Consider the following 24,155-nt stretch of genomic DNA (forward strand, 5'->3'; position numbering starts at 1 on the left):
CTATTTGACTCCGACTTTGGAAGGCTGCCCCTCGAATTCACGTCGAACGGACGCTGTGTGGGCTCCTAAGGCCGGCACCGGGCGCAATGCCGCGGACTGACGGTTGAAGATCGCGGCCGGAGCAATCACCTCGATCGTGCCGCCTGGAGTTTCAACGCCGGCTCTCCGAATATGCGGATGCTCCGAAACCGCGGCGATATCGTTCAACCTGCCATAAGCCAAGCCTGCGGCTTCAAGCTCGCTCATCGCTTGCTCGCTCGTCAGTTCCGAAAAACGTGCCTGGACGGTGGCGTCAAGGGCAGGCCGGTTACCAAGCCGATCCATGTTCGACGCATAACCCGCGGCCCGGGTAAGCTCCGGACGTTTCAGGAAATCTGCGCAGAAATTCACCCACTCACGGTCGTTTTGGACGGAGAATATTACAACCTTGCCATCCGCACATGGATAGGCTCCGTAGGGCGCTAAGGACGGGTGGTTAACTCCAGCGCGTTGGGTGCGGTAGCTTCCATAATCGTGCTGGAGCACCGGCACATTCATCCAGTCTGCAACAGAATCAAAGAGCGAGACCTGAATGGAGCTGCCCTCTCCTGTGATAGTCCTCGCATAGAGAGCCTGCAGGATGGCGCTGTGCGCAGTCATACCCGCAGAGATATCGCACACGGACACACCGACCCTCGCTGCGCCGTCTACCGTTCCCGTTATATCGGCCAAGCCGCTTTCCGCCTGAACAATGAGATCGTACGCCTTGAGATGCGAGTAGTCGCCGCCTTCTCCGAAGCCTGAGATGTCGCAGGTGATCAATCTAGGATGCCGTTCACGAAGGCTCGCGGAGCCGAAACCGAGCTTGTCGATACTGCCAGGCTTAAGATTCTGAATAAACACATCGGCAGAAGAAACGAGGAGGTCAAGAAGCTCACGATCAGCGTCTGTTCGGAGATCGAGGCAGACTGACTCTTTGCCGCGGTTCAGCCAGACAAAATAAGCGCTTTGACCCTGAACCAGACTGTCATAGTTGCGGGCAAAATCGCCTTCCGGGCGCTCGATCTTGATAACCCGGGCGCCGGCATCAGCGAGGCGAGACGACGCGTATGGCGCAGCGACTGCCTGCTCGACCGCGACAACGGTGATCCCTGACAAAGCTTCCATCACCGCAGCACCACCCTTGGTATCGCCGCGCCTTGCTGCTCCTGAGACTTGCCGCCAACGGCGCGGCGCCTTTCGAGAAGAGCGAGCAGGCGGCTCTGCTCGTTGCCGACGATTGAAATGCCTTCGTCGACCCCCATACCGGGTTTCGCGAGCATCATGTCAGCCTGGGTTGCTACTGACACATGGACGGTTGCACGGGCGGACAGGTCGGTTTCGGTGCAACTGCCGCCGACATAGGCACCCACCTGGTTTTGTTTGCAGATCAGTACGGCTTTCGCGGTGTCTGCAAGCGAGCCCACGTCCGGCGTTTTGATTTGCACCAGGTGTGTGGCGCGCGCCTTAGCAAACTTCCGGACGTCATCAAGGGTATTGCAACGCTCGTCGACCACGATGCGGGCATTGGAACCCCGTCCATCCAAGATCGAAACAATGCGGGCGTAGTTTTCGATCTGTGCTTCGGTCGATCCGAAGTCGCCGGGAGACTCGATGTTCACTGTAAAGTCAGGGACGGTATCTGCGACCCGGCAAATGAAGTCAGCAATGACCTGCGGATCGAGGCCGAACTCGAGGCCAATCCACCCATAAACGTCAAAATGAAGAGTGGGCCGGTAACCCGCTCGGCCAATTTTTCGGGTTCGCGCCGCTACCCACTCGACGAAAGCGAGGAAGGTTTCGCCTCCGACACCGAACTTTTGTCTTGAGTTGATGAGGCCATGCGGGAGAACGTCGACGTTCTTCAGGATCATTTTGTCGACATTGATCTCTCGGGCATCGCCGCTTTGCGCATAGATCGGCACACCACGGGAGGGCAGGGGAAGGTCGAAAGCGTCGCAAACCGCTTCGGCCATTGTCTTTCGGCCGGCATGGGCTGCTGCGCGCAGCAGCGCTTGGCTGACGCCGTATTCCAGCGCAAGAGGAAGACGTTTGTCCTCAACTGGCGCAAGCACTTGGGAGCAAGCATCGAGAAAAGACGATATGTTGGCGGCTCCAACCCTAGGGGCGATTACTTCCTTGGCAATCTTGGACATTGCATCAGCGTTGAAGAGAGGATCCCGGCCGCCAGCGCCCGAGTATTGGACGCTCATCATGTCCCCCCAAGCGACCGTGTCGTCAGAGAGGACCAACCCGATGCTAAGCGATGAAGCGGGAGTCCTGATGGCAGCGAGGCCAGGCGTCACGGGTTCGCCCACATACAGGAAACCATCTTGTGCCGCGCCTGCCCTGATAGCGGCCTGATCGTCGTAAAAGAATGCACCGGTACCCGGCGCCAGCACGATGTCTACGATTTTCATATGTTACTCGCCCCGACGGTGTCCGTCGCATTGCCAATGCCGACGTAACCCGATTAAGGCCCCAGCGAGCAGCCTAAGCCCAATATAAATTTCATACGCGAACCATCGCGTTTTCAGATGGGTGCTTCAACACACGCGCCACTCCCACGGCACGGCTCGACCTGATTCATGCAAGATTTCCATTCACGGTGCCGGCATCTCGAAGCGAGATGATGCCGATATAAACACTGCATTTGACTGCGAACCCCTCCCGACAAATGCTTCATGAGCCTCCCGCAATAAAAAAAGAGGGACCTGCGGGCGACACAATGAGGGGTACCCAAGAATGCCAGGTGGCTGATCATCATCGGATTGCGGTGATCGCGGACATACGGCTTTACTCGAGCACTTACCCATTTCCGAGAAGGATCGCACGATGCACTACGAAAAAGCGTTTCTGCCCGAGGAGTTCGACCGCCGCGTCAAAGATGTGAAGAACCGGATGGAGAAAGCTGGCTTTGACCTCTTGATCTGCCAGGACCCGGCCAACATGGGCTGGCTAACCGGCTTCGACAGCTGGTCCTTCTATACCCCGCAGGTCGTCCTGGTGCATCTGAACGAAGACATGCCGTTTTGGTTCGGGCGGCCAATCGATGCCAAGTCGGCTACAGTCACGACTAATTTGCCACCCGAAAACATATTATCCTTTTCCGAAACTTTGGTTCATCACCCCGACAACCATCCCTACGATGATCTGTGCAAACTGATTGTCTCCAAAGGCTGGGGGACAGACCGCATCGGTGTCGAGCTCGACGCTCATTACTACACCGCGCGCGCTCACCAGCATCTCGTGGGGGGGCTTCCTAATGCCAAGTTTGCAGACAGTCGAGAGCTTGTGAACTGGGCAAGGCTTGTTAAGTCCGAGCCTGAGCTTGTCTATATGAGGGAAGCTGGCCTCATCATAAGCAATACGATGCGAGAGGCGATAGCTGCGCTAAAACCTGGCGCTCACGACTACGAGGTTATAGCGGACGTCTACCGAAACCAGATCTTGGGTACCGACGGTAAGTTTGGTGACTACACGAGCCTTTCACCGTTACTTCAAATCGGGGAGGGGACAAGCACATGTCATCTAACCTGGAGCGATCAGATCGTCCCAAAGTCCGGGCTGATTATGATGGAGCTTGGGGCTGCGCGACGTCATTACACAACTCCGCTCACCCGCACAGTTCATGTCGGCCCCCCCCCTGAGGCGGTCTCGCGCCTAGCATCCGCGATCATCGAAGGTGGTGATCTGGCACTTGAGGCCGCCAAGCCAGGCGTGGCGGTGGAAGAAGTCGCAGCCGTGTTTCAGGCTGTCCTCAAGCGCTACGGGTACAGAAAGGACAGCCGCGTCGGCTATTCGATCGGTATCGCCTATCCGCCCGACTGGGGTGAACGCACCATCAGCATTCGCGCCGGCGAGAAGACACCGTTGCAAGAGGGCATGTGCTTTCATTTTCAATCGGGCGTCTGGCTCGATGACTTTGGCGCAGCTGTCTCGGAATCATTCGTTGTAACTGCCAAAGGCGGTGAGCGGTTCTGCGACGTCGAACGCAGCCTCATTGTCGTCGACTGACGACAGCCTATCGGACCGCGGAGGGTCAAAAACCTGCGCAGTCCTTCATCGGAGATGTGTCTCCCAATAAACCAGACCTGCAAAGCAGGAGAAGCGCTTACCAGGCGCTCTACGAGTCAACTGACAACAACAAAGGGAACTCAAAATGAAAACGAAACTTGCGAAAATCACGGCGGCTTTTGGCTTTGCAGTTGCTTGCATCGTGGGTGTTCAAGCCAATGCTGGAGAGCTGATGGACCGTGCCTCAGGCGGTAAGACGATCCGTATCGGATACGCCAACGAGCCGCCCTTTGCCTATCCAGACGCTGACAACAAACCAGTCGGCTACGTCAATGCCTATGTGCTCGGCGTGCTCAAGGAGATGGGGTATGACAACGTCGAAACGGTTGTCACTGACTGGGGCGGCTTGATCCCGGCCTTGCAGTCGGATCGCCTGGATATGATCACAGGCGGCCTCTACATCCTTCACTCAAGGTGCGAAAACGTTGCCTTCTCCGAGCCTCTCGCCAAGGTTTCCGATGCCTTCATCGTGCTGCCGGGAAATCCGAAGGGGATCAAAACCTACAAGGATTTGACCAGAACCGGTGAAACCATGGTTACCGGCATCGGCTACAGCCTGATCGAGAATGCCAAGAAGGATGGAGTTCCGGAATCGCAGATCATGGAGGTTCCAGGACCCTCCGAAATGTTGGCCGCGGTTGTGGGGGGCCGGGCAGCGGCTGCTGCTCACAGCTACCTGACGCTTAAGGACATGGCTGAAAAGGCCGGCGGAAAAGTCGAGGTTACTGACCCCAATGCTCTGCCTGATTGGACCAAAAATTGGGTGAGTGTCGGCTTCAGAAAGGCAGACAAAGACTTCATCGACAAGTTCAATGCCGCCCAGAAAAAATACATCGGGACCCCTGCTATGTTGGAGGCGGTGAAGCAATATGGCTACGACAAAAACATGCTGCCTGGAAACGAGACGGCGGAATGGATTTGCGCTAATCGCTGACCGCGTTAACCTCTCGCTAGCGGGACTGCATCCCGCTAGCGTTGGCGAAACAGAGGGCAGTGGATGTCGTTCTGGCAGTTCCTTGAAACTTATGGCACGGTGTTGGTGCAAGGCACTGCCATCACCGTTGCGCAGTTCGCCATGGCGACCATGGTCGCGATTGTCGCGGCAATCATCGCAGGACTGGGCAAGCTCTCACGAAACTGGCTCGTCCGCGGGGCGTCCGTGGCCTTTATTGAAGTGTTTCGAGGTACATCTCTCTTGGTCCAACTTTACTGGATTTTCTATGTCCTACCCTTGTTCGGCCTGTCGCTAGAGAAGTTTACGGCTGGCTTCCTATCGGTGGGACTTAATTACGGAGCTTACGGTGCGGAGATAGTCCGCGGAGCGATTCAGTCGGTTGCTCGAGGGCAATGGGAAGCGGCAATCGCGATCAACATGACACCACTTACCCGAATGCGGCGGATCATTGCGCCGCAGGCACTTGCTATTATGCTACCACCTTGGGGAAATCTGTTGATTGAGCTCCTCAAGGGAACTGCACTCGTCTCGCTGATATCGGTAACTGACCTGATGTTTCAGGCCAAACAGATCAACGCATCGACCTATTTGTCGGCACAGGCGTTCGGAACCGCTCTGATCATCTACTATATCTTGGCCCGGCTGCTGATCACACCATTGATGGGGCTGATGGAGCGTGTGGCTGCCAGGAGGCTTGGCAAGGCATGACCTTCGATTGGCACTGGGACTTCGCCTTGGCGATCCTGCCACGGCTTTTATGGGCAACCGTAAATACGCTTCTTGCTGCGCTAATCGGTTATGCAATTGCTCTTGCAGTGGGGCTTGGGCTGGCGTTGGCACAGCGGACTGGAATCCCGGGCGGCCGGAGGGCCATTCGGGAGGTGATTGAGTTCATTCGGTCCACACCACTCGTATTGCAAATTTTCTTTGTCTTCTACGTGGGACCCCAGTTCGGCGTTAATCTCTCCCCTTGGGTCGCGGGGCTCATCGCTATTGGCCTTCATTATTCAGCATATCTGTCCGAGGTTTATCGCGCAGGCATTGAAGCTGTGCCGCGCGGTCAGTGGGAGGCCTGTCGCGCGTTGAACCTCTCACTGCGGAGAACGTACTTCCGCATCATCTTCCCACAAGCTCTGGCGACTGCAGTTCCCGGCATGGGCAACTATCTTGTCGGCATCCTTAAGGATACGCCGATGCTGTCGGTCATAGGGGTCGCTGAGCTTATGCACGCAGCCAACGCCATCGGTTCAGAAAACTATCGCTACCTGGAACCGTTCACGCTTGTTGGGCTGATCTTTCTCTTGATCTCACTACCCACAGCTGGCTTCGTCCGGGTGTTTGAACGCCGGCTACGCCTCGGGCTAGGACTATAGTGATGACCAGCACCGAATACCCTCTCGAACTGGCGGCGAATGATCGACCGATGGTCCGGTTCATGAACGTCAGCAAGAGCTACGGACAGCTTAAAGTAATTAAGAGCCTCGATTTCGACGTGTCCGAAGGCGAAATGGTTTGCATTATTGGCCCGTCGGGGTCCGGTAAAACAACCGTTTTGAGAACCCTGATGACGCTTGAGGCAATCAATGAGGGTGTGATCTACATTGAAGGGAAACCTCTGACTCACATGCCTCGCAACGGAGTCCTGGTCCCGGCGGACGAGCGCTATCAGCGGAAAATACGTTCGTCGATCGGCATGTGCTTCCAGCAGTTCAATCTTTTCCCCCACATGACCGCCATCCAGAATTGCATGGAGGGCCCGGTCCAAGTCCTTGGCCTGTCAAAACAAGAAGCCTTGGAGCGATCCGAAGAGCTTTTGAAAATGGTGGGCATGATCGACAAGCGCGATCAGCATCCTTCGCGCCTTTCTGGCGGACAACAACAGCGCGTAGCCATCGCGCGCGCGTTGGCGATGCGACCTAAGGTGATGCTTTTCGATGAGGTGACGTCCGCATTGGATCCTGAGGTGATAGGGGAGGTAACAGAGGTAATTCGCAAGCTGGTCTCCGAGCATAAGCTCACTATGATTATGGTCACCCATCAGATGGGATTTGCACGCGACATTTCGGATCGTGTCTGCTTCTTTTACGGCGGCACGATCGAGGAACAAGCATCTCCACAAAGCCTGTTTGGCAACCCGCAGCGCGATCGCACCAAACAGTTCCTGTCCGCCATCAAGGAAGCAATTTAAGGGTACAAATTGTTTCCGGCACCGCTTGTCTAGATAGCAGTATTACTGCGAAATATAGCTTCGCCCGTGCGCTGAGGCTTCGTTTCACGCCCTTGGGCCTCCGCGCCAGGTTGGGAGATCTTCCGCGCCCAAGGCAACATCCAGTGCATGTCGCGCGAGCAATCGCGTCGAATCCAGTGTCGGAAGCGGGGACTGCTCAGGCGAGATAAGCAAAGGAATCTCAGTACAGCCGAGTACTACAGCGTCGCAACCCGAGTTCTTGAGGCGCTGAATAATTCTGACATGTTCATCAAGCGTCTCTTCGCTGAAAATCCCTTTGCATAATTGTGCAAAAATGACATGGTTTAGGTAGGTTCTATCGGCGTCGTTTGGAGCGATTACCTTGATACCTTTCCGCCGCCCCGCCTCGAAATACATGGGCTTCCCAGTTGTCCATTTAGTCCCTAGAATGCCAATTTTCCGGTGGCCTCTTGCAACTGCCTCCGCTGCTACCACATCCGCTATATGAAGCCCTGGCAGCGACAAATCTGGGCCGACTGACCCAAGAGCTAGATGAGCGGTGTTATCGGGGCATATGAAAAAGTCGCAGCCTGCCGCGGCCAATCGAGTGGCCGAGGTAGCAAGAGTGTTGCGGATCAGAGAGACATTGTCACGTTCCCAGTCTGGCATGCTTGCGCCCATCGCGATCGCATCCATCGTTACGTCCGGGTGCATGTGATCCCCCAGTTTAGCCGAAGCAGCATGACAAAACTCGAGGTAGCAAAGCGATGAACCTTCTGCGCTATGTGCAAGAATGCCGACGTGTCTCATTTTGATTGGCTCGCAATCCTGATGTTTGATGGTCCCAGCAATCCCTCCCAGCATAAGCCGGGCGGACGAGTTTTCGGTCGTTTTCGACTTTCGCAGCTCAAGGCACGATATGCGCCTTGCGAAGTCGGAGACGGCGACGTGGCGTTCCTTGGTTCTACCGTGGAGCCCGAGGAAGCTTCGCTTGGCATTTATAAAGTCGAAGGTCGCAACGTGTTCGTGTTGCAGATAACCTGTGATTGAGTCAAACCCGTCTCGCGCGCGTCAATTTAGGGGCGGCAGATGTGCGATCTGAGCACCCAACTCATAATACCCTTCCTTGAGAGAGCGTAGGGGTGCTTCCTCCGCTGCAGAGAAGGGAAGGAACAAGTCGTCCTCAGCCAAATCGCCCATTATGTAGCGCGCGAGTTCACTGCCAAACAACGTGCCTGGTGCGATTCCGCGGCCGTTAAAACCTGTTAACGCGATCATCTGATCGGCGATGGCATGAAGGCGAGGCAGATGGTCGCGGGTCGTGCCAATCCGTCCATACCATGCTTGCTCGATCTCTATTTTGTCGAGTTGGGGAAAAAGCGCTCGCATGCGCCGTTTGGCCCACGATCGATGGATGGCTGTCCCTGTGCCACGGAGAGCGCCAACGCCTCCAAGGATCAGCCGACCCTGGTCATCCATTCGGAACGCCGTCATCGGGGTTCTGGTATCCCAAGCTCCGTGGCCCTCCGGAAGGATCGTTTGGCGAATATCAGGGCTGAGCGGCGGCGTCGCGACGTGAAAGAAGGGCAAGACAACTTGTCCCGCACGAAGCTCCGGAGCGATTTCCGATGTGTACACGTCCGTAGCAACCAGAACCCATTTGGTAAGGACGCTACCGCGATCTGTCTGAAGCCGCCACTTGGTACCGTCGCGGGCGATCGTCTTTACAGGGCTTTTGGTATAGATCTTGACTCCACATGCCATCGCAACCTTGGCGAGGCCGCGGACATAAGAAAGTGGCTGGATGGTACCGGCACGAAGATCAAGAAGGCTTAGCGCAAAGGCGTTGGTCCCAGTTTTCGCCCTCGTCTCTTCCTTGGCGAGAATATGAATTGGGGCACCAAGGGCCTGCCATTGCCGCGCACGCTCCTCAATTTCAGCCACGCCCTTCTTTCCGACAGCGCAGTGCACGGTGCCCACCCGCTTAGCCTCACATTGAATGTCAAATTTTTCGATGATGTCGAAAACGATGCGTGGCGAGTAGCGCAGCAGGTTAAGCATGCGTCGACCGTAGATGGGACCTAAGGTCTCGCGAAGTGCAGCCGGCATGACCCAGAGACCCGCATTGACCATCCCGGTCGCGCGGCCGGCTGCACCAGAACCTATCTCACTCGCCTCGAGCACAACCGTACTCACACCGCGCTGGCCCAGATGCAGTGCGGTCGACAATCCGGTATAGCCGGCGCCTACTACGGCAACATCCACGGCGGTCTCGCCCGCCAAACTTTCCGTTTCCGGACGAAGTGTCGCCGTCTGCCCCCAAAGCCCGTGCGACTGCTCAGTGATCATTTGCCATCCCGGAAAGCCGAAACCCTCACATGCGATTACCCCGTAGCACGCATGGCTCCGAGGCAGTCCGCTTCGTTGGTGGCGAAGGATCTCGATTCATTTTGTCGAACACCAGGTACTATCCTACCCGCAACCATCTTAGTGAAGATCATCCCAGAGGACATCAACGTCAAATTCATAGTTGATATCTACGGTATCTGGCTTCGAGATCGTATTGCCAAGTAATCGGCAGCCTTGCCTCCATTACCGTCTGAGATGGAGCCGACGATGGATACCAAAGGGCTCGAAATGATCAGTCATATGAAATGCCCCGCTAACGGTTGCAGACGAGCCCTCCGACAAGGCCGAAACTTTCATGACGTCGAATAAGATAGTGATTTTGTTGCAGAATTTTAGGTTCCATAATATAGATTATGCGACTTTTTGATGTACGCGCAAAGTTAAAATGTCCCACTTCTGCAAAGTAGGAATGTCGCTTCCGCTTTGCTGAATGCCATTCTCCCCGGCACCGATAGCGAGGGAGACTGTAGGTGGGATTGGTGTTGATGAGCGAACGCGAGCTGCAACGCATAGAGGTTCTATCGAAGATCATCGAGCGAAGGATGACAACGGTCACGGCGGCACATGTGCTCGGCTTGACCAGGCGTCAGGTCCAGAGGCTCTTGAAGACATTCCAAATCGACGGTGCTTCCGCGCTGCGACACAAGGCACGAGGTCGACGCTCAAATCGTGAGATTGGCGATGGCATTCGAGATTTCGCCGTCTGTCTGGTCCGCGAACATTATCTCGATTTTGGTCCGACGCTAGCTGCTGAGAAGCTGGCCGAAGAACACGGCCTGGCCGTATCGCGCGAGACGCTTCGCAAATGGATGGCTGAGGCCGAAATCTGGCTGTCGCGCAAGCAGCGCCGGACATTCCATCAGCCGCGCTTGCGCCGTGAAGCCTATGGCGAGTTGGTGCAGATCGACGGCAGCGAGCATCGGTGGTTCGAGGAGCGGGGTGATGCATGCACCCTGCTCGTCTTTATCGATGATGCCACCGGCAAGCTTCAGCAGCTACGTTTTGTGAAGTCGGAGAGCACGTTCAGCTACTTCGAGGCGCTGGAGCTTTATCTGGCGGCGCACGGCTGCCCGGTGGCGTTCTATTCCGACAAGCACACGGTGTTCCGGGTTGCCAAGGCCGAGGCGCGCGCCGGCCGGGGCATGACACAGTTCGGCCGAGCTCTGGCGGAGCTGAACATCGAGATCCTGTGCGCCAATTCCAGTCAGGCCAAAGGCCGCGTGGAGCACGTCAATCGCACGCTCCAGGACCGGCTTGTGAAGGAACTGCGCCTCGCGGGCGTATCCGACATCGAGACGGCCAACGCCTTCCTGCCGGTGTTCACGACGAGCTTCAACCAGAAGTTCGCCAAGGTCCCTGCCCGGCCTGACAATCTGCATCGCGCCTTGAACGTCGCGCCCAATCGGCTCCGCGACGTGCTTTGCAAGCGCGAGCAGCGCTATGTCGGCCAGCAGTTGTCGTTCTCCTACGAACGCAAACAGATCATACTCGAGAAGAACGACATCTCGTGCGGGCTGGTTGGCAAGTATGTCGATATCCACGAGTTCGCCAACGGCCAACTGGAAGTTCGATGGAAGGCGTGCTCCCTGCCCTACACCGTTTTCGACAAGGAGCAGCGCGTCACGCACACTGCGATCACCGAGAATAAGCGGCTTGGTGAAGTGCTTTCGTGGATCAAGGCTCAGCAAGACGAGGCGCGACCTGCGCCGAAGATAAAGACTAACAGCGAGCAGACCGCCTATAAGAAGCGCGGAACGAAGCCGGGCCGCAGGACGGATTTCGTGAACGATCCGGCAGTTGTTGCGCGGCGCCGGCAAGCGCTTTCCCGGCTGGGTGCGGCGGAGCAAGGACAATCTCGCCCAACACAGTTCAATGAAGGGTGATTTCGGATTGCACGTCGGATTCCAGCTTTAAACAGGCAGTCCACAATGGTGTCTTGTGGTAGGTTCCGTCCTGCAGAATAGTGAGTCCCTCGCGATCTTCGTGCAGCAATCCAAGCCAGCACAGCGGGCGAATGATGTCGTAGCGGAACTCCGATTTTTCCGTCCAGGCTTCGACAGTCATTTCTGCTTGTGCCGGGTACGACTCGCTCGGGTATAGCTCGTTCACCAGGTCACTCAGCGAACAGCCCGTTTTTGCTTTCACATTGATAAGATTGAGAAAGACGTGCCACCAACGCATTCGATCACGGACAGCCTCCTGTGTCTGCCCGTCATGGATATAAGCATAAAGATAATCCGTCGCGATCAGATCGAAGAAGGCACGCGGACCAGCAATAAACTCCCGACCGCGTCGGGTTGGTACCAGTACGTCTTTTCGCCGCCGAAGTAACCGTAGGTGGCTGAGCATGTCGCGGACTGCCCAAAGCGGCGGCATGTCGGCTTCATTGAGAGCCTTGTTGACGCTATATAAGTCGTCCGACGTGTAGTCGGGCCAATTGAAGTGAACAGCGGCCCAATGCACGAACTTGCGGTTCATCGCACCAGATGCGGTCAGACCGATGCCGCCTTCGGTGTCGGCATAGGACATGGCCATCACCATGCCGCGAAGCAGCGGCGACATAGCCACGACATCCACATCAGCAACTAGCTCAATTTTTGGAAGCATTACGTCATCTCGTTTCAACGCTGAGGCAGCCGTCGCGAACCATTCACCAGGATTGCTAAAAATGAAACTGAGAAAGCTAAAGCCAGGGAGACAGGCAGGAACGCCCCCGATCGGGCTCTTGCAACCCCGACCAGCCGACGCCCGATCGGGCGCTTATGTCGGCGCAAGGAAGTACGTCACTGTCGCATTTCTAACTTGCCATGCCCTGCCCTTTTGAACAGCCCCTGGCGACATTTCTACTTTGCTGGCAGCGCGACATTCGAACTTGGTTGCAACATCACTTGTAGCAGCCATTTAGTAATGCGACAGTTGCCCCAGTTAGAGATGCGACACTTCCCGCTTCCGAGACTGGTCAACATGAAGCTGGAAAGGAAGGCTGGCGACTCACAGAGCCTGGTGTGAGACCGGGCCCATTGCGGAGCCGTCATGCCTTTGGTCACCTTGTCGCAAAAAGAGCTGCACCGTCTCGAGGCCATCCAAAAGATCCGTGACCGACGGCTGAGCGTCGTTGAGGCGGCGGAGCTCCTTCATCTCAGCCGCAGTCAGGTTCACCGGCTGTTGCTGGCCTATGACCAGGACGGCGCCGGCGGGCTGGCGTCGAAGAAGCGCGGCCGGCCGAGCAATCGACGCCATGATGAGGACTTCCGCAACGCCGCATTGGATCTGGTACGCGATCGCTACCGGGACTTCGGCCCGACGCTTGCTCGCGAGAAGCTGCTTGAGTGGCACCAGATCGCCGTCAGCACAGAGACGCTACGCAAATGGACGACGGAAGCCGGCATCTGGACATCGCGCCGGGAGCGCAAGAAGCGGCTTCACCAGCCACGGGGTCGGCGCGACTGCCTTGGCGAGTTGGTGCAGATCGACGGCTCGCACCACTGGTGGTTCGAGAACCGCGGCCCCAAATGCGCCCTGCTCGTCTACATCGATGACGCGACCGGCAAGCTGCTGCATCTGCGTTTCGCCGGTTCCGAGAACACGTTCGATTACCTGATCGCCACAAAGGCCTATTTACAGGAATGGGGCAAGCCGCTCTCATTCTACAGCGACAAGCATGGCGTCTTCCGCACGACGCATGGCTCTGAGAAGGATCGAACGACCGGCCTGACGCAATTCGGACGAGCGCTCTACGAGCTGAACATCGACATCATTTGTGCCAACAGCCCGCAGGCCAAGGGCCGCGTCGAGCGCGCCAACCAGACGCTGCAAGACCGTCTTGTGAAGGAACTGCGTCTGCGCAACATCAGCACGATCGATGCGGCCAATGCCTTTGCGGCGGAGTTCGCCGCCGACTTCAATGTCCGCTTCGGCAAGCAGCCGCGCAATCCGAAGGACATGCACCGTCCCCTCGCCGAGCATGAGAATCTGGACAGCGCTATGTGCCGCAAGGAGTTCCGCACGCTGTCGCAAGCCTTGACGCTGCGCTATGACAAGGTGCTGTTCATCCTCGATCCGAGCGCCTTTGCGAAGAGCCTGGCCGGCAAGAAGGTGGTGGTCTGCGACTATCCTGACGGCCGGCTTGAGATCATGGATGGCGGCACGTCCCTTCCGTACAGGACATTTGACAAGCTGCGCTCGGTTCACAGATCGGAGATTGTCGAGAACAAGCGCCTGGACGAAGCGCTTGCAATGGTGGCCGAGATGCAGGCTGGCCGCGACCTTCAGCGCAGCCAGCACGGCCCGCGCCGCACCGGCCAGGCGAACCACATGTTCGGCATTCCCGATGGCAGCCAGGGCAACGGTTATGTGAAGCGCGGCACGAAGCCGGGACGTCGGACGGATTTCATGAACGATCCTGCCGTTATCGCACGGCGAGAACAGTCGCTGGCGAGGCTGGAAGCTGCGGAATAAGATTCCACGCCGGATGCTCAGCGACATCGCGCCTATGTGGGCGGCACCCGATTAATCTGTTCTGAAGTTCGAGATTTTCAGCGCCGTAGCATGTGCAATAAACGCTTCAATACTGTCCTTTGGGTAGCCAAGGAGAGTGCCCTCTAGCCTCGCTAAATCATTCGTTGTGAAGACGTCAAAGGCTTCCCCACTGCGGCACATCCGTGAGATCATCTGGCTAAGCTTACAGCGCCACTCCTCTGTTGGCAGGCAGTAGCGGCGTTCCTCGATAGAGGTTTCAGGATCAGTGTAGGAGAACTTGAGGATACGCCCTTCATCGACAAAGGGTTTGAAATGCGCGTCACCGACATCTTCTGCATTCATACCCGGTTCTGCTGAGAACAACGCCATTGGTTTCTCGCCCCGAAGCATCATTTGCAGTTCACGGCCATTATGTGGACCCGACGCCAGGCGGGGGCGTGCGTTTTGTCATGAAGCGTCTCCAATCCTCTGGTCGCTTCATCGTCGCAAGAAACACTTTTCTCAGCAATGAGATAAGGGCGGCAAAGGGCGAGCCCCTGCCCTTCAATGCAGGTCATTGACAGGCTCTCAAAGCTAAAGCCGAGGAGTTCACTGGATCGCACCCGATCGGGCTCTGCAACCCTGACCAGCTGACGCCCGATCGGGCGCTCCCGTCGGCGCCAAGCGCGTCGCTGTCGCATTTCTAACTGGCTGGCGCTGTCGCGTCTCTAATTCGCTTTGACATCACTTGTAGCCGCAAAGTTAAAGTGTCCTTGTCGGTGCGACGAGTTTCGCGAACCGGCGCAGAGTTTCGTGTACCGGGGCGAAGTTTCGCGGACTCGATTCACGCAATGGGTCTGCGCCGACCGCGCCAACCAGAATCGCCACGCCATCGTTGCTCAGGCGCTTCGGATTGAGCCGACGTCAGAGCGGGCCTCCCGGTCGGGCGTTCGAGCGCCGCTTCGAGCCCATGTTCGATCCCGCGGTCGAGCCAGCGATAAACGCTCATCGGCTGGACACGGGCTATCGCTGCCGCCTCCCCGATGGTCGCCCCCGCCTTGAGTGCGGCAAAGGCCGTCAGCCGCTGGCGCCGGTGCTTGTAGCGTTCGCGAGCGGCTCGCTCCCGCAGGTCGGAGGCGCTATCAGGCAAGCTTTCGATCCAGGGATGCCACGCACCTCGTCCGACCGCCGGCGTGGCTATTGCCGCCGCCAGGATCGTGCGCAGGTGTGCGGCTATATCGTCGTCGATGTCGTTGTGGCGGCCCAGGAGACCTTCGAGGCGGACAGATTTCAGGATGGCGATCGCCGCAGGCAGACGGTGCGGCAGGTCCGCTACCAGCCAGTCGAGCATCAGCAAGCTTCCATAGTTCGTGCCAAGCGAGAGCGAGAGCCGATCTTCCCAGCCCAGATCAAGCTCGCGGGCGATCCGGTTGAAGAGCTGCTCGCGGTGCTGGGTGGCGACACCGGTCCAGATCATGCCGAGCAGCATGTCTGCAACCGCCATCATTGTGGCCCACTCGACCTCGCCCACGCTAGGCAGGAGCACGACGCCGGTCTTCTTCCCCGCAACAAGCAGCGATTGCAGATCGACCGACCGATCATTCGCCCGTTGCCCCTGCAAGCAGGCCAACCCTCGGCCGCACTTCTGGCACGCAAGCAGGTCGACTGGCGCCTTCGCGTTCAGCCCTTTGAACCGGATCGGACACCGGCATCCCGGGCATTCCCCGATCAGCCGGGTCCGATGCCGCGGGCAGACGCCGATCCAGCCCAACAGCCAGAGCCGCCTCAGATAGGGTCGCTCGTCTTCCGCCAGACATTGCCCGCAGACATCGACACGCCGGCCTTTCCGGCGGCCCAGCTTCGGGTTTGTCCAGCGCCGGCTTGTGAAGCGCTGCGCGCCCTCATCATCACGTGCGATCGACCAGCCCAGGAGCGTCATGGCTTTCAGCCGGGCCTGCTCGACTCCGGTCCGTTCGACGATCGTTGCGAGCTGGCCTGCCGACGGACGACGCCACCACTCGGGATCACCCGCGGCATCCACCTTGAAGCCGTGCCGGCTGAACATGAGCGGAGACTGTCGGAACGCCCAGCTCAGCTGGACGAGCCACGACACGAGCGCCTCATCCGCCGCCGGCTCGATGTGAACGGGCAGCATCGCCCGTGCCGGGAACGCCTGGGGCATCGCCGAGACGGCGAACAGATCAGACCGCAACACGCCGACGCTCGGAGGGCCGGATGAAGCCCGCATCCTCGATCATGCGTCCCGGGATCGCCTCCGTCCCGGTCTCGACCGCCAGCACAGCCGCCTTGACAACGACAGCGATGATCTCGCCCAGCACGCCTTCCGCCGCCGCGAGGATGCGGCCAGCCATGACCGGATCGTCGAGGTGCGACGGCTTGCGCAGCGGCAAGGCCGCTTCGAGCGTCGCGAGAAGCCGCCGATATTCCTCGTCGTCCTGCCACAGCGGCAAGGCGAACGGCTCGAACCGATTGACGAGTTGGTCGTCGCTGCGGATCGCGCGCAACGCCTCGGCCGTGCCGACGCCGACGAGCGGTATTTGCAGCTCATTGCCCAGCCAGCGCAGCAGGTTGAGCAGCCGCCGTTGCTGCATCGTGGTGCCCGACAGCAGGTTGTGCAGTTCGTCGATCACCAGCAGGCGTGTGCCCGTTGCACGCATCATGCGCACCGCCATGTCCTGCTTGGCGGCGATGCGGTCGCGGGGGCCGAACGGCACCCCAAGCCCGTCGAGGATTGCGCCGAACAGCCGCCCCTCGTCCGGCCCCGGCGGCATCTGCACGCTCAACACCGGCAGGACTGCAACGCCGTCCGCCGCCTCGACAGCAGTGAGCGCCGGATGCGCACGCCGGAACTTCTCCACGATCATGGTCTTGCCGTTGTTCGTCGGGCCGACCAGCAGCAGATTCGGCATCCGCATCCGCTTCGGGAACGTCAGCAGGTCCTCCATAGCCGCCAGGGCGGCGTTCGCCCGTGCATAGGCGATCCAACGATCCGTGCGGATGCGCCGGACGCGCACCTCTGTCGCCTCGTCCACGAACGGCCGGACCGCAGGGTGGAGGTGCGGATAGTCCCCGCTCACGACCATTCCTCGAACGGGAAGATGCGATCCTCCAGCGGCACGTCGGCGTCGGCGCGCCGAGCGGGCTTGCCCAGCTCGGGACCCACCGCCGGCTCGGGCGCGCTGCTCGACACGACCCGGAGCCGGCGTTCTCGCTGGCCGCGTGCGGTCTTGGTGGTGTGGACCGCGTCATCGGCGATGGCGCGCATAGTCTCGACCGCCCGGAAGATCGCGGCTTCGTCGACATGCGAGCGCCCTTCCTCCCGCAAGCGCTTCAGCGCCAGTCGATGCTCCCACAGGCTGATCGGTGGACGCCGCAGATCGCGGTAGCTCAGGTCATAGTAGGCGCCGTCCGGCCCCAGCAGGTAGATCCGGCTCAGGTCGCGCGGATCATAGCGGACGATCATCGGCTCGGGATAGCCGATCCAGGTGCTGAGCACGTCAGCCCAGTAGGCTATCGAGTGCAGCGCCACGCCATCACGCCGGACCCTGCGACGCTCGATCGGCAGGAAGTCGATCAGGAAGCGGCGAGGATCGGGCACGGCGACCGGCGCGCCACGGCCGAGCGTGGAAGGGCGTCATGCCGATGCCCCGATGCAGATCGCGGTGATAGACGCCGGCGATCGCATGGCCGAGCCAGCGCTCGACCTCGTCGATCGTCATGGCGGCGCTCTTCTCGGGATTCAGGTCGCCCTTCTCCTGGACGCTGGAGAACGTCGTGCCGGGCAGCAGGTGGACCTTGCCCATCATGGTGCCGATCAGCCGCTCGATATGGCCGCCATAGTGAGGCGTGCGCACCGGCCGATGGTCGATCGCGATCCCATACTGCTCGCACCCGCTTCAGCGCCTCGGACCGGAACTCCTTGGCGTTGTCGAGGTGCAGGCGTTCCGGGATGCCGCGAACCGGCCACTCTGCGTCGATGGCGCGCTCGGCGAGCCAGCTATCCTTGGCGAGTGCTGCGTGGGTCAGGCAGAGCGCGACGGACGTCGCCGAGGGCGGCTCCAGCGACAGGTGGAAGCCGGCGACGCAGCGCGTGCAGACGTCGATCGCCAGGGTCAGCCAGGGGCGCTGGATCGGTGCGCGCGTCTCGCTGTCGACCACGACCACGTCGACCAGCGTGTGGTCGATCTGGATCAACGACAACGGCCAGTGAGCCTCCAGCGAACCGACGACAGGAGCGTAACGGTCGCGCGCCGCCTTGGCGCCTTGGCGCTTGGCGATCACCTCCCGACCCGGGCGGGCGCGAAGCCGGGCTGTGATGGTTCGCCGGCTCGGCGCGGTGAGGCCGCGCGCCGCGCACTGGCGCAGCACCTCCTCGACCAGGTGCATGATCTTGGGCTTCTGGCGCGTGAGATAGACGCCGTCGATCGCCTCCTCGACCAGCACGTCCACCTCGTTTTGGAGCCGGGAGAAGCCGGCGCTCGGCCCTCGCTTGCGCGGCAGCAAGCTCGTCAGTCGTGGATCAGCGATGTAGCGGCGGATCAGGGCATAGACGTGGGTCGGCCCACAGCCCAGTTCCGCCGCGCCAGCTTCCACGTCCGCTCGGGTTCGGGTCGGATCGTCCGCCAGGCGCCGGATGATCGGCAGGAAGCGGCGGGCTTCATCCCAAGCGGTAGGGCTCACGGTCGCGATGTCGGGCACGCTCACGCCGCACCCACGCGCGTGCTCGGCACGATTGGCGCCGACAGATCGACGACAAGGGCGCCCCGCGCGATCAGGCGCCAGACCACGGCCAGTCCCGCTTCGCGCGTCGTTGGCAAGGCGTCGACCAGCCCGATGAAGTCTATGGTGTCGGCGCGCGCCCGCACCACGGCCAACTCCGCCAGCGCCGTGTCGATCGGCACGTTCCTGAGCGGCAGCAACCTCTTCGCCGCATCGAGGCGCGGACCGCGGATGCCGCGCTCCGTGGCGATCCTGAAGCGGGCGCCATGCTCGCCGGCCCAGGCCCGGGCGGCGGCGAACGCCGGCCTCAGCCGGTGCCAGTCCGATCTAAGGTCGGCGCGATATTTGATCTCGACGATATCGGAGCCCCCGGCGCTCCAGTCGACGCGGAAGTCAGGCGTGTATCGCCGCGACCGCTGCCCCTGCCGGAACCGGATCGTGACCGGCTGCTCGGTCACCACCGCGCCCGCATCCGTCCAGCTCACAAGCGTCACGAAGTCTCGTTCGAGGGCGCTTTCGTGCTCCGCCACCCCCGTCGCAAGGGCCTGGAACCCGGTCACATGCGACCGCCGGCTGAGGGGAATGCGCCGCCGCATCGGCCTCCACCTTCAAACGACTCAGTACGCAAACATCGCACATTTTGGGGTCAGTTCACAAACATGGGACAATATCTATGTCGCCAAGCCTTTGCGCGGACTCAGTTTCCGCTGCGCGCCGATTCACGAAACTCGTCGCACCGACAGCGACACTTGAGCAATTTAGAGATGCGACAGTCCCCGACTTTCACAGCTCATGCCTTGGCCAACTCGAAGCTGGAAAGGAAGGCTTGCGGCCTCAGCCTGGCGACAGACCGGGCTCGTTGGAGACCGTCATGCCTTGTCTCGTTACCTTGTCGCAGAACGAACTTCATCGCCTCGAAGCTGTACAGAAGATCCGTGAACGTCGGCTGAGCGTTGTCCAGGCGGCCGAGCTGTTGCGATTGAGCCGCGCACAGGTTCACCGGCTGTTGCAAGCTTACGATCACGATGGCGCTGCTGGCCTTGCTTCGAAGAAGCGCGGCCGGCCGAGCAATCGTAGGCACACAGAGGATTTTCGTAACGAGGCACTCGACCTGGTACGCGAGCACTATGTCGACTTCGGACCGACATTGGCTGCCGAGAAGCTGCTCGAACGCCATCAGATAGCTATCAGCAAGGAGACGCTGCGGCAGTGGATGACAGAAGCCGGCATCTGGAAATCACGGCGTGAGCGCAAACGCCAGCTCCATCAGCCGCGCGGCCGGCGCGACTGCCTCGGCGAGTTGGTGCAGATCGATGGCTCGCACCATTGGTGGTTCGAGAACCGCGGTCCCAAATGCGCCCTGCTCGTCTTTATCGACGATGCGACCGGCCAGCTGATGCATCTGCGCTTTGCGGCATCGGAGAACACGTTCGACTATTTTCGTGCGGCCAAAGCGTATCTGAGCGACTGGGGTAAGCCGTTGGCCTTCTACAGCGACAAGCACGGCATTTTCCGCACGACACATGGTTCGGAGTTGGATCGGACCAGCGGCCTGACGCAGTTCGGCCGCGCGCTCTATGAGCTCAACATCGACATCATCTGTGCCAACACGCCCCAGGCCAAAGGACGTGTCGAGCGCGCCAACCAGACCCTACAGGACCGACTTGTGAAGGAACTGCGCCTTCGCGGCATCAGCACGATCGAGGCGGCCAACGCCTTTGCGCCTGAGTTCATGGCGGATTTCAACGCGCGTTTTGGCAAAGAGCCCCGCAATCCGAAGAACATGCATCGCCCCCTCGCCGATCACGAGCAGCTGGATGGCGCGATGTGCCATAAAGAGTTTCGCACCGTGTCGCAGGCTTTGACTCTACGGTACGACAAGGTCCTGTTCATCCTCGATCCGACCGCCTTGGCGAAGCGTCTTCCCGGCAAGAAGGTCGTGGTCTGCGACTATCCAGACGGCCGCCTCGAGGTAACTCATGACGGGATAGCGCTGCCCTACAGAACGTTCGACAAACTTCGCTCGGTGCATAGGACCGCGGTCGTCGAGAACAAACGTCTCGATGCAGCGCTGCTGATGGTTGCCGAGATGCAGAAAGGTCGGGAACTCAAGCGTAGCCTACTGTCCGGATGTCGTTCGGGATGGAGACCAGATCGGACACTGGGAATGCAATCTTATCCAGTTCCGCAAGAAATTCGGCAAGGCGAACGTCACTTCGCTGGTCGAACGGGTGAGCCGCTTCACGAGGGCAGCACGCCCCTACCCTATAAGACATTTGACAAGCTGCGTTCGGTTCACAGATCGGAGATCGTCGCGAACAAACCCCTAGACGAGCCCTGGCGATGGTGGCCGAGATGCAGGCCGGCCGCGAATTAACGCGCAGCCAACATGGACCTCGCGGCGCGCGGGCCAGGCGAACCACATGTTTGGAGTTCTCGACGGGAGCCAGAGCATGAGCCGCACCCGATCGGGCTGTGCAACCCCGACCAGGTGGCGCCCGATCGGGCGCTGAGGTCGTGCCAGGCGGCGCTGCCGCATTTCTGACTTCTGGCGGTGTCGCGTCCCCAATTCGCTTTGACATTGCATGTAGCAAGGCCGCCAACACACCGCCAGACCGCAATTGGCTCAACTCCTAGTCGACTGAAGTTCGGACCAAAGAAGCTCTATTTCCTCATTCCAGTCCAATTTATGAACACAGCTAAGCCAAATCCTAACTAATCTCAAAGTACAGCAACTCCGTAATTTCTCTCGCCCTAGCATTGTGCCAGAGCAGATGCAGGCTCTTCTTCGCTCGATGATATGGAGGGGACAAAGCCGACCGCTCCGTAGCCGATCAGCCGCCAATCGTCAGAAGTTCGCCGGCTAACGATAAGACCGGGCTGTCGACCAAGATGGCTCGTCTGCGGAGACGTGCGCCGCGCGGTGAGCGCTGCCGGGCCGGCGTGCCGCATGGCCATTGGAAGACCACCACCTTCACTGGCGCGTTACGGCTGACGGGCATGACCGCTCCGTTCGTCTATGACGGCGCCGTGAACGGCAACGTATTCCGGGCCTATGTCGAGCAGGTTCTGGTTCCGACCCTGTCGGAGGGTGACATCGTCATCATGGACAACTTGCCTGCCCACAAGGCAGCCGGCGTGCGAGAGGCGATCGAGACGGCCGGCGCGAGGCTAATATTCCTGCCGCCCTACAGCCCCGACTTCAATCCGATCGAAAACGCCTTCTCAAAGCGCAAGGCTCTTATGCGTGCCAAAGCCGTGAGGACAATCACAGCCCTGTGGAACGCCGTCGGATCGCTCGTCGACCTCTTCACCCCAGCCGAATGCCAGAACTACTTCAAGGCCGCAGGATATGACCCGGATTAAACGGGACGTGCTCTAGCTCCGCCACCACGTCAGATCCGAACGTCGAAAACAGCTCAATCAAGTCATCTTGCCGGGGCTGGCCAAAGCAGCCAGAGACTTTTTCAGACTCTCGTAGCGCTCTACCTCCCGACTAAAGGGACGGATCAGGACCATGCGCACGATTTTAGCGTGCCCAGGGTAGACCCAGTAGGGCACGGAATCGCCAGCACGTCCTGCCGCATCGGCTCGGATCATAACTTCGACCGCCAATTGATCCCGGCGATCGATGCTGAGATTTTGTAGCGGCCCTGATCGTTGTGGCACTTGCCGTCATCCAGATTCGCATGTCGTCCTAGAAGTCGCCTCAGCCGGCCGCTTCGTGTCATGTTCAGCCATATCCGATTGAAGAGGTTTTGTCTGAGACACGACACACTGAGCCGCGACAGCCCGGCGCGAAAAACAGGCTTCCTCTTTGTTTTAACACGGTGGCACGCCGATTGCATTGGAGCCAGAAGGCGCGGAGTTTAGCCATCAACCTCCATCAATCAGAAGTCCGAGCCAATGAACTGATAGCGGACAAATCCAAGGAGTAGCTCATGCGGGTAGCCATCGTGACGGACGTTGATTCTACGGACGTGATCAACCGCTTCGGTCAGCCTTGTCCGAAGCCGCCGCAGCCATGGCCGAATTGGGGCACAACTAGAAGCGTGGTCTCGGGCACAATTAGAAGCGTGGTGTCGGCACTGCAAGAGGTCGGCCACGAGACGCTGCTTTGCGAAGGCGACAAAACACTGCTCGCTACGCTCGAGCGATTCATGCCACCCGATCCGCAAGCCCGTCCCTCGGGTATCGTCTTCAACTTGGCGGAGGGCACTCATGGCGAGGACCGTGTTACGCAGGTTCCTGCTATGCTTGAGATGGCCGGTGTTCCGTTCACCGGATCGAGCCCGCTCTGGCTTGGTATAACGTATGATAAGGTCATCACCAAGACACTCATCCGCAACAGTGGCGTGCCGACGCCGAACTTTCGCGTCATGCGCCTGGGAACCGAGAGTACCGGCGACCTGCGATTCCCGGTGGTAGTGAAGCCGCGGCACGAAGACAACAGCTTCGGATTACAGCTCGTACATGAGCCCGCTCAGTTGAGTCAGGCTGTGGAAGCGGTCGTCACGCAGTATATGCAGGATGCGCTCGTGGAAGAATACATAGACGGTCGTGAAATCTGCGTTGCGCTGCTTGGAAACGGAGAGCTCGAGGTATTTCCCTCGGTGGAGATCGACCTCGGCGAAACTGGTATTTATACTTGGGAAGCGAAGTACCAGGCGGCCGCGAGCCGGCCGAAAGTTTGCCCGGCTGAAATTGGGAGCGGCCTTGCGACTTTGGTGCAGGATATTTCGGTTGCATCCTTCCGTGCGTGCCAGTGCCGGGACTATGCCCGCGTCGACCTCCGGATCGATCGCGCGGGCCAGCCGTTCGTGCTTGAGATTAACCCGCTGCCGGGGCTCAACATCCACTCTACTTTTGCTACAGCCGCAATGACCGCCGGACACAGTTACTCAAGCTTGATAAATCAAATCCTCCATGTCGCCCACCTGCGCTGCTTCGGAATTGGCATCCCCCGGCCATGTTGGACATCTTGAAATTGTCTCAATGGCGGGGTGGGTGTGAACGCCCAGGAGACAAACCAGGCGCCCTGTTGGGCAATCTGGGCGGCCAAAGCCTGAGCTGGAACCTCTTGCGCAGTTTCTGCATCATCGCTGAAGAGAGGAGCATCACGGGCGCCGCAAAACGTCTTCACATGAGCCTGCCCTCCGTGAGCCTTGCGCTGCAAAAACTAGAAGACCAACTCGACTGCAAGCTCGTCTTCCGTGACCCTCGCCATTTTGCGCTGACATTGCGCGGCGAACAGATTTACCAGGAATGTTCCGAGATGTCCCGGTGCGTTGACCGAATCGGCACCCTCTC

General features: G+C 59.3%; 21 protein-coding genes and 2 pseudogenes. 12 read left to right on the forward strand and 11 right to left on the reverse strand.

All coding sequences use genetic code 11. The annotated features are described in order from the left end of the window. Positions 1 to 1,146: a CaiB/BaiF CoA transferase family protein gene (locus AC04SF_RS35925; protein WP_488481651.1), complete on the reverse strand. Its 1,146-nt coding sequence runs from the start codon at positions 1,144 to 1,146 to the stop codon at positions 1 to 3. Continuing rightward, a complete protein-coding gene (locus AC04SF_RS35930; protein WP_488481652.1) occupies positions 1,146 to 2,438 on the reverse strand; it encodes a methylaspartate ammonia-lyase in 1,293 nt (430 codons plus the stop codon). The genes AC04SF_RS35925 and AC04SF_RS35930 overlap by 1 nt, the downstream gene beginning before the upstream one ends. A 415-nt stretch (positions 2,439 to 2,853) precedes the next feature. On the opposite strand from AC04SF_RS35930, the gene AC04SF_RS35935 reads away from it, so the two are divergent. The 5 genes from AC04SF_RS35935 (at position 2,854) to ehuA (ending at position 7,238) form a co-directional block, all read left to right on the forward strand. Further along, positions 2,854 to 4,035 carry a M24 family metallopeptidase gene (locus AC04SF_RS35935; RefSeq protein ID WP_488481653.1) on the forward strand — a complete coding sequence of 394 codons (1,182 nt, stop codon included), beginning with the start codon at positions 2,854 to 2,856 and terminating at the stop codon, positions 4,033 to 4,035. Positions 4,036 to 4,180: 145 nt separating this feature from the next. Further along, complete coding sequence (locus tag AC04SF_RS35940; protein ID WP_488481654.1) at positions 4,181 to 5,029, forward strand: transporter substrate-binding domain-containing protein; 849 nt, start codon at positions 4,181 to 4,183, stop codon at positions 5,027 to 5,029. 63 nt (positions 5,030 to 5,092) lie between these two features. After that, positions 5,093 to 5,758, forward strand: coding sequence for an ectoine/hydroxyectoine ABC transporter permease subunit EhuC (ehuC, locus tag AC04SF_RS35945; RefSeq protein ID WP_488481655.1), 666 nt, complete (start codon positions 5,093 to 5,095; stop codon positions 5,756 to 5,758). Beyond that, positions 5,755 to 6,423 (forward strand): ectoine/hydroxyectoine ABC transporter permease subunit EhuD, encoded by a 669-nt coding sequence (gene ehuD / locus AC04SF_RS35950; RefSeq protein WP_488481656.1) that lies wholly within the window; start codon positions 5,755 to 5,757, stop codon positions 6,421 to 6,423. Before ehuC ends, ehuD begins: the two co-directional genes overlap by 4 nt. Positions 6,424 to 6,425: 2 nt before the next feature. Continuing rightward, on the forward strand, positions 6,426 to 7,238 hold the full coding sequence (gene ehuA, locus AC04SF_RS35955; RefSeq protein ID WP_488481657.1) for an ectoine/hydroxyectoine ABC transporter ATP-binding protein EhuA: 813 nt from the start codon (positions 6,426 to 6,428) through the stop codon (positions 7,236 to 7,238). Positions 7,239 to 7,322: 84 nt separating this feature from the next. Here the strand turns inward: ehuA and AC04SF_RS35960 are convergent, their stop codons facing one another. Beyond that, positions 7,323 to 8,048, reverse strand: coding sequence for an aspartate/glutamate racemase family protein (locus AC04SF_RS35960; RefSeq protein ID WP_488481658.1), 726 nt, complete (start codon positions 8,046 to 8,048; stop codon positions 7,323 to 7,325). On the opposite strand from AC04SF_RS35960, the gene AC04SF_RS35965 reads away from it, so the two are divergent. Further along, positions 8,040 to 8,288, forward strand: a complete 249-nt coding sequence (locus tag AC04SF_RS35965) for a hypothetical protein (RefSeq protein ID WP_488481659.1) — start codon at positions 8,040 to 8,042, stop codon at positions 8,286 to 8,288. The two genes, AC04SF_RS35960 and AC04SF_RS35965, sit on opposite strands and share 9 nt — an antisense overlap. 21 nt (positions 8,289 to 8,309) lie before the next feature. Here the strand turns inward: AC04SF_RS35965 and AC04SF_RS35970 are convergent, their stop codons facing one another. Then, complete coding sequence (locus tag AC04SF_RS35970) at positions 8,310 to 9,587, reverse strand: NAD(P)/FAD-dependent oxidoreductase (RefSeq protein WP_488481660.1); 1,278 nt, start codon at positions 9,585 to 9,587, stop codon at positions 8,310 to 8,312. 530 nt (positions 9,588 to 10,117) lie between these two features. Between AC04SF_RS35970 and AC04SF_RS35975 the strand changes: the two genes are divergently transcribed. After that, positions 10,118 to 11,530 (forward strand): ISNCY family transposase, encoded by a 1,413-nt coding sequence (locus AC04SF_RS35975; protein ID WP_488481661.1) that lies wholly within the window; start codon positions 10,118 to 10,120, stop codon positions 11,528 to 11,530. Here AC04SF_RS35975 and AC04SF_RS35980 read toward each other — a convergent pair. Beyond that, positions 11,517 to 12,254 carry a hypothetical protein gene (locus AC04SF_RS35980; protein ID WP_488481662.1) on the reverse strand — a complete coding sequence of 246 codons (738 nt, stop codon included), beginning with the start codon at positions 12,252 to 12,254 and terminating at the stop codon, positions 11,517 to 11,519. The genes AC04SF_RS35975 and AC04SF_RS35980 overlap by 14 nt on opposite strands. 426 nt (positions 12,255 to 12,680) lie before the next feature. On the opposite strand from AC04SF_RS35980, the gene AC04SF_RS35985 reads away from it, so the two are divergent. Then, complete coding sequence (locus AC04SF_RS35985; RefSeq protein ID WP_488481663.1) at positions 12,681 to 14,105, forward strand: ISNCY family transposase; 1,425 nt, start codon at positions 12,681 to 12,683, stop codon at positions 14,103 to 14,105. Between the two features lie 51 nt (positions 14,106 to 14,156). Here AC04SF_RS35985 and AC04SF_RS35990 read toward each other — a convergent pair whose 3' ends face one another. The 6 genes from AC04SF_RS35990 to AC04SF_RS36015 form a co-directional block, all read right to left on the reverse strand. Further along, the gene (locus AC04SF_RS35990) at positions 14,157 to 14,495 is read right to left on the reverse strand and encodes a hemin receptor (RefSeq protein WP_488481664.1); all 339 of its coding nucleotides are present in this window, start codon (positions 14,493 to 14,495) and stop codon (positions 14,157 to 14,159) included. Positions 14,496 to 14,949: 454 nt separating this feature from the next. Further along, positions 14,950 to 16,320, reverse strand: a complete 1,371-nt coding sequence (locus AC04SF_RS35995) for a TniQ family protein (RefSeq protein WP_488481665.1) — start codon at positions 16,318 to 16,320, stop codon at positions 14,950 to 14,952. Further along, entirely contained in the window at positions 16,307 to 17,209 is a 903-nt protein-coding gene (locus tag AC04SF_RS36000; RefSeq protein ID WP_488481666.1) for a TniB family NTP-binding protein, read from the reverse strand. The genes AC04SF_RS35995 and AC04SF_RS36000 overlap by 14 nt, the downstream gene beginning before the upstream one ends. Next, positions 17,200 to 17,724, reverse strand: a complete 525-nt coding sequence (locus AC04SF_RS36005) for a Mu transposase C-terminal domain-containing protein (protein ID WP_488481667.1) — start codon at positions 17,722 to 17,724, stop codon at positions 17,200 to 17,202. Before AC04SF_RS36005 ends, AC04SF_RS36000 begins: the two co-directional genes overlap by 10 nt. Next, positions 17,700 to 18,830 carry a DNA-binding domain-containing protein gene (locus AC04SF_RS36010; RefSeq protein WP_488481668.1) on the reverse strand — a complete coding sequence of 377 codons (1,131 nt, stop codon included), beginning with the start codon at positions 18,828 to 18,830 and terminating at the stop codon, positions 17,700 to 17,702. The genes AC04SF_RS36005 and AC04SF_RS36010 overlap by 25 nt, the downstream gene beginning before the upstream one ends. Continuing rightward, positions 18,827 to 19,339 carry a Tn7 transposase TnsA N-terminal domain-containing protein gene (locus tag AC04SF_RS36015; RefSeq protein WP_488481669.1) on the reverse strand — a complete coding sequence of 171 codons (513 nt, stop codon included), beginning with the start codon at positions 19,337 to 19,339 and terminating at the stop codon, positions 18,827 to 18,829. The genes AC04SF_RS36010 and AC04SF_RS36015 overlap by 4 nt, the downstream gene beginning before the upstream one ends. A gap of 377 nt (positions 19,340 to 19,716) precedes the next feature. Here AC04SF_RS36015 and AC04SF_RS36020 point away from each other — a divergent pair. The 4 genes and pseudogenes from AC04SF_RS36020 to AC04SF_RS36035 form a co-directional block, all read left to right on the forward strand. After that, positions 19,717 to 21,018 (forward strand): annotated as a pseudogene (locus AC04SF_RS36020) (ISNCY family transposase); the annotation flags it as partial. A gap of 695 nt (positions 21,019 to 21,713) precedes the next feature. Beyond that, positions 21,714 to 22,211: pseudogene (locus AC04SF_RS36025) on the forward strand (IS630 family transposase); the annotation flags it as partial. 575 nt (positions 22,212 to 22,786) lie between these two features. Then, positions 22,787 to 23,830 carry a D-alanine--D-alanine ligase family protein gene (locus AC04SF_RS36030; RefSeq protein WP_488481670.1) on the forward strand — a complete coding sequence of 348 codons (1,044 nt, stop codon included), beginning with the start codon at positions 22,787 to 22,789 and terminating at the stop codon, positions 23,828 to 23,830. A 56-nt stretch (positions 23,831 to 23,886) separates the two neighbouring features. Continuing rightward, a partial coding sequence (locus tag AC04SF_RS36035; RefSeq protein WP_488481671.1) for a LysR family transcriptional regulator occupies positions 23,887 to 24,155 on the forward strand: 269 nt, incomplete at its 3' end.

The organism is Mesorhizobium sp. CNPSo 4671 (assembly GCF_057784245.1).

Bases quoted from the DNA above. Each gene is read 5' to 3' on its own strand.
- AC04SF_RS35970 (WP_488481660.1), bottom strand. From the start codon at position 9,587: ATGATCACTGAGCAGTCGCACGGGCTTTGGGGGCAGACGGCGACACTT.
- AC04SF_RS35940 (WP_488481654.1), top strand. From the start codon at position 4,181: ATGAAAACGAAACTTGCGAAAATCACGGCGGCTTTTGGCTTTGCAGTT.
- AC04SF_RS35925 (WP_488481651.1), bottom strand. From the start codon at position 1,146: ATGGAAGCTTTGTCAGGGATCACCGTTGTCGCGGTCGAGCAGGCAGTC.
- AC04SF_RS35990 (WP_488481664.1), bottom strand. From the start codon at position 14,495: ATGGCGTTGTTCTCAGCAGAACCGGGTATGAATGCAGAAGATGTCGGT.
- AC04SF_RS36030 (WP_488481670.1), top strand. From the start codon at position 22,787: ATGCGGGTAGCCATCGTGACGGACGTTGATTCTACGGACGTGATCAAC.
- AC04SF_RS36000 (WP_488481666.1), bottom strand. From the start codon at position 17,209: ATGGTCGTGAGCGGGGACTATCCGCACCTCCACCCTGCGGTCCGGCCG.
- AC04SF_RS35960 (WP_488481658.1), bottom strand. From the start codon at position 8,048: ATGAGACACGTCGGCATTCTTGCACATAGCGCAGAAGGTTCATCGCTT.
- AC04SF_RS35935 (WP_488481653.1), top strand. From the start codon at position 2,854: ATGCACTACGAAAAAGCGTTTCTGCCCGAGGAGTTCGACCGCCGCGTC.
- ehuA (WP_488481657.1), top strand. From the start codon at position 6,426: ATGACCAGCACCGAATACCCTCTCGAACTGGCGGCGAATGATCGACCG.
- AC04SF_RS35980 (WP_488481662.1), bottom strand. From the start codon at position 12,254: ATGCTTCCAAAAATTGAGCTAGTTGCTGATGTGGATGTCGTGGCTATG.
- ehuC (WP_488481655.1), top strand. From the start codon at position 5,093: ATGTCGTTCTGGCAGTTCCTTGAAACTTATGGCACGGTGTTGGTGCAA.
- ehuD (WP_488481656.1), top strand. From the start codon at position 5,755: ATGACCTTCGATTGGCACTGGGACTTCGCCTTGGCGATCCTGCCACGG.
- AC04SF_RS35930 (WP_488481652.1), bottom strand. From the start codon at position 2,438: ATGAAAATCGTAGACATCGTGCTGGCGCCGGGTACCGGTGCATTCTTT.
- AC04SF_RS35985 (WP_488481663.1), top strand. From the start codon at position 12,681: ATGCCTTTGGTCACCTTGTCGCAAAAAGAGCTGCACCGTCTCGAGGCC.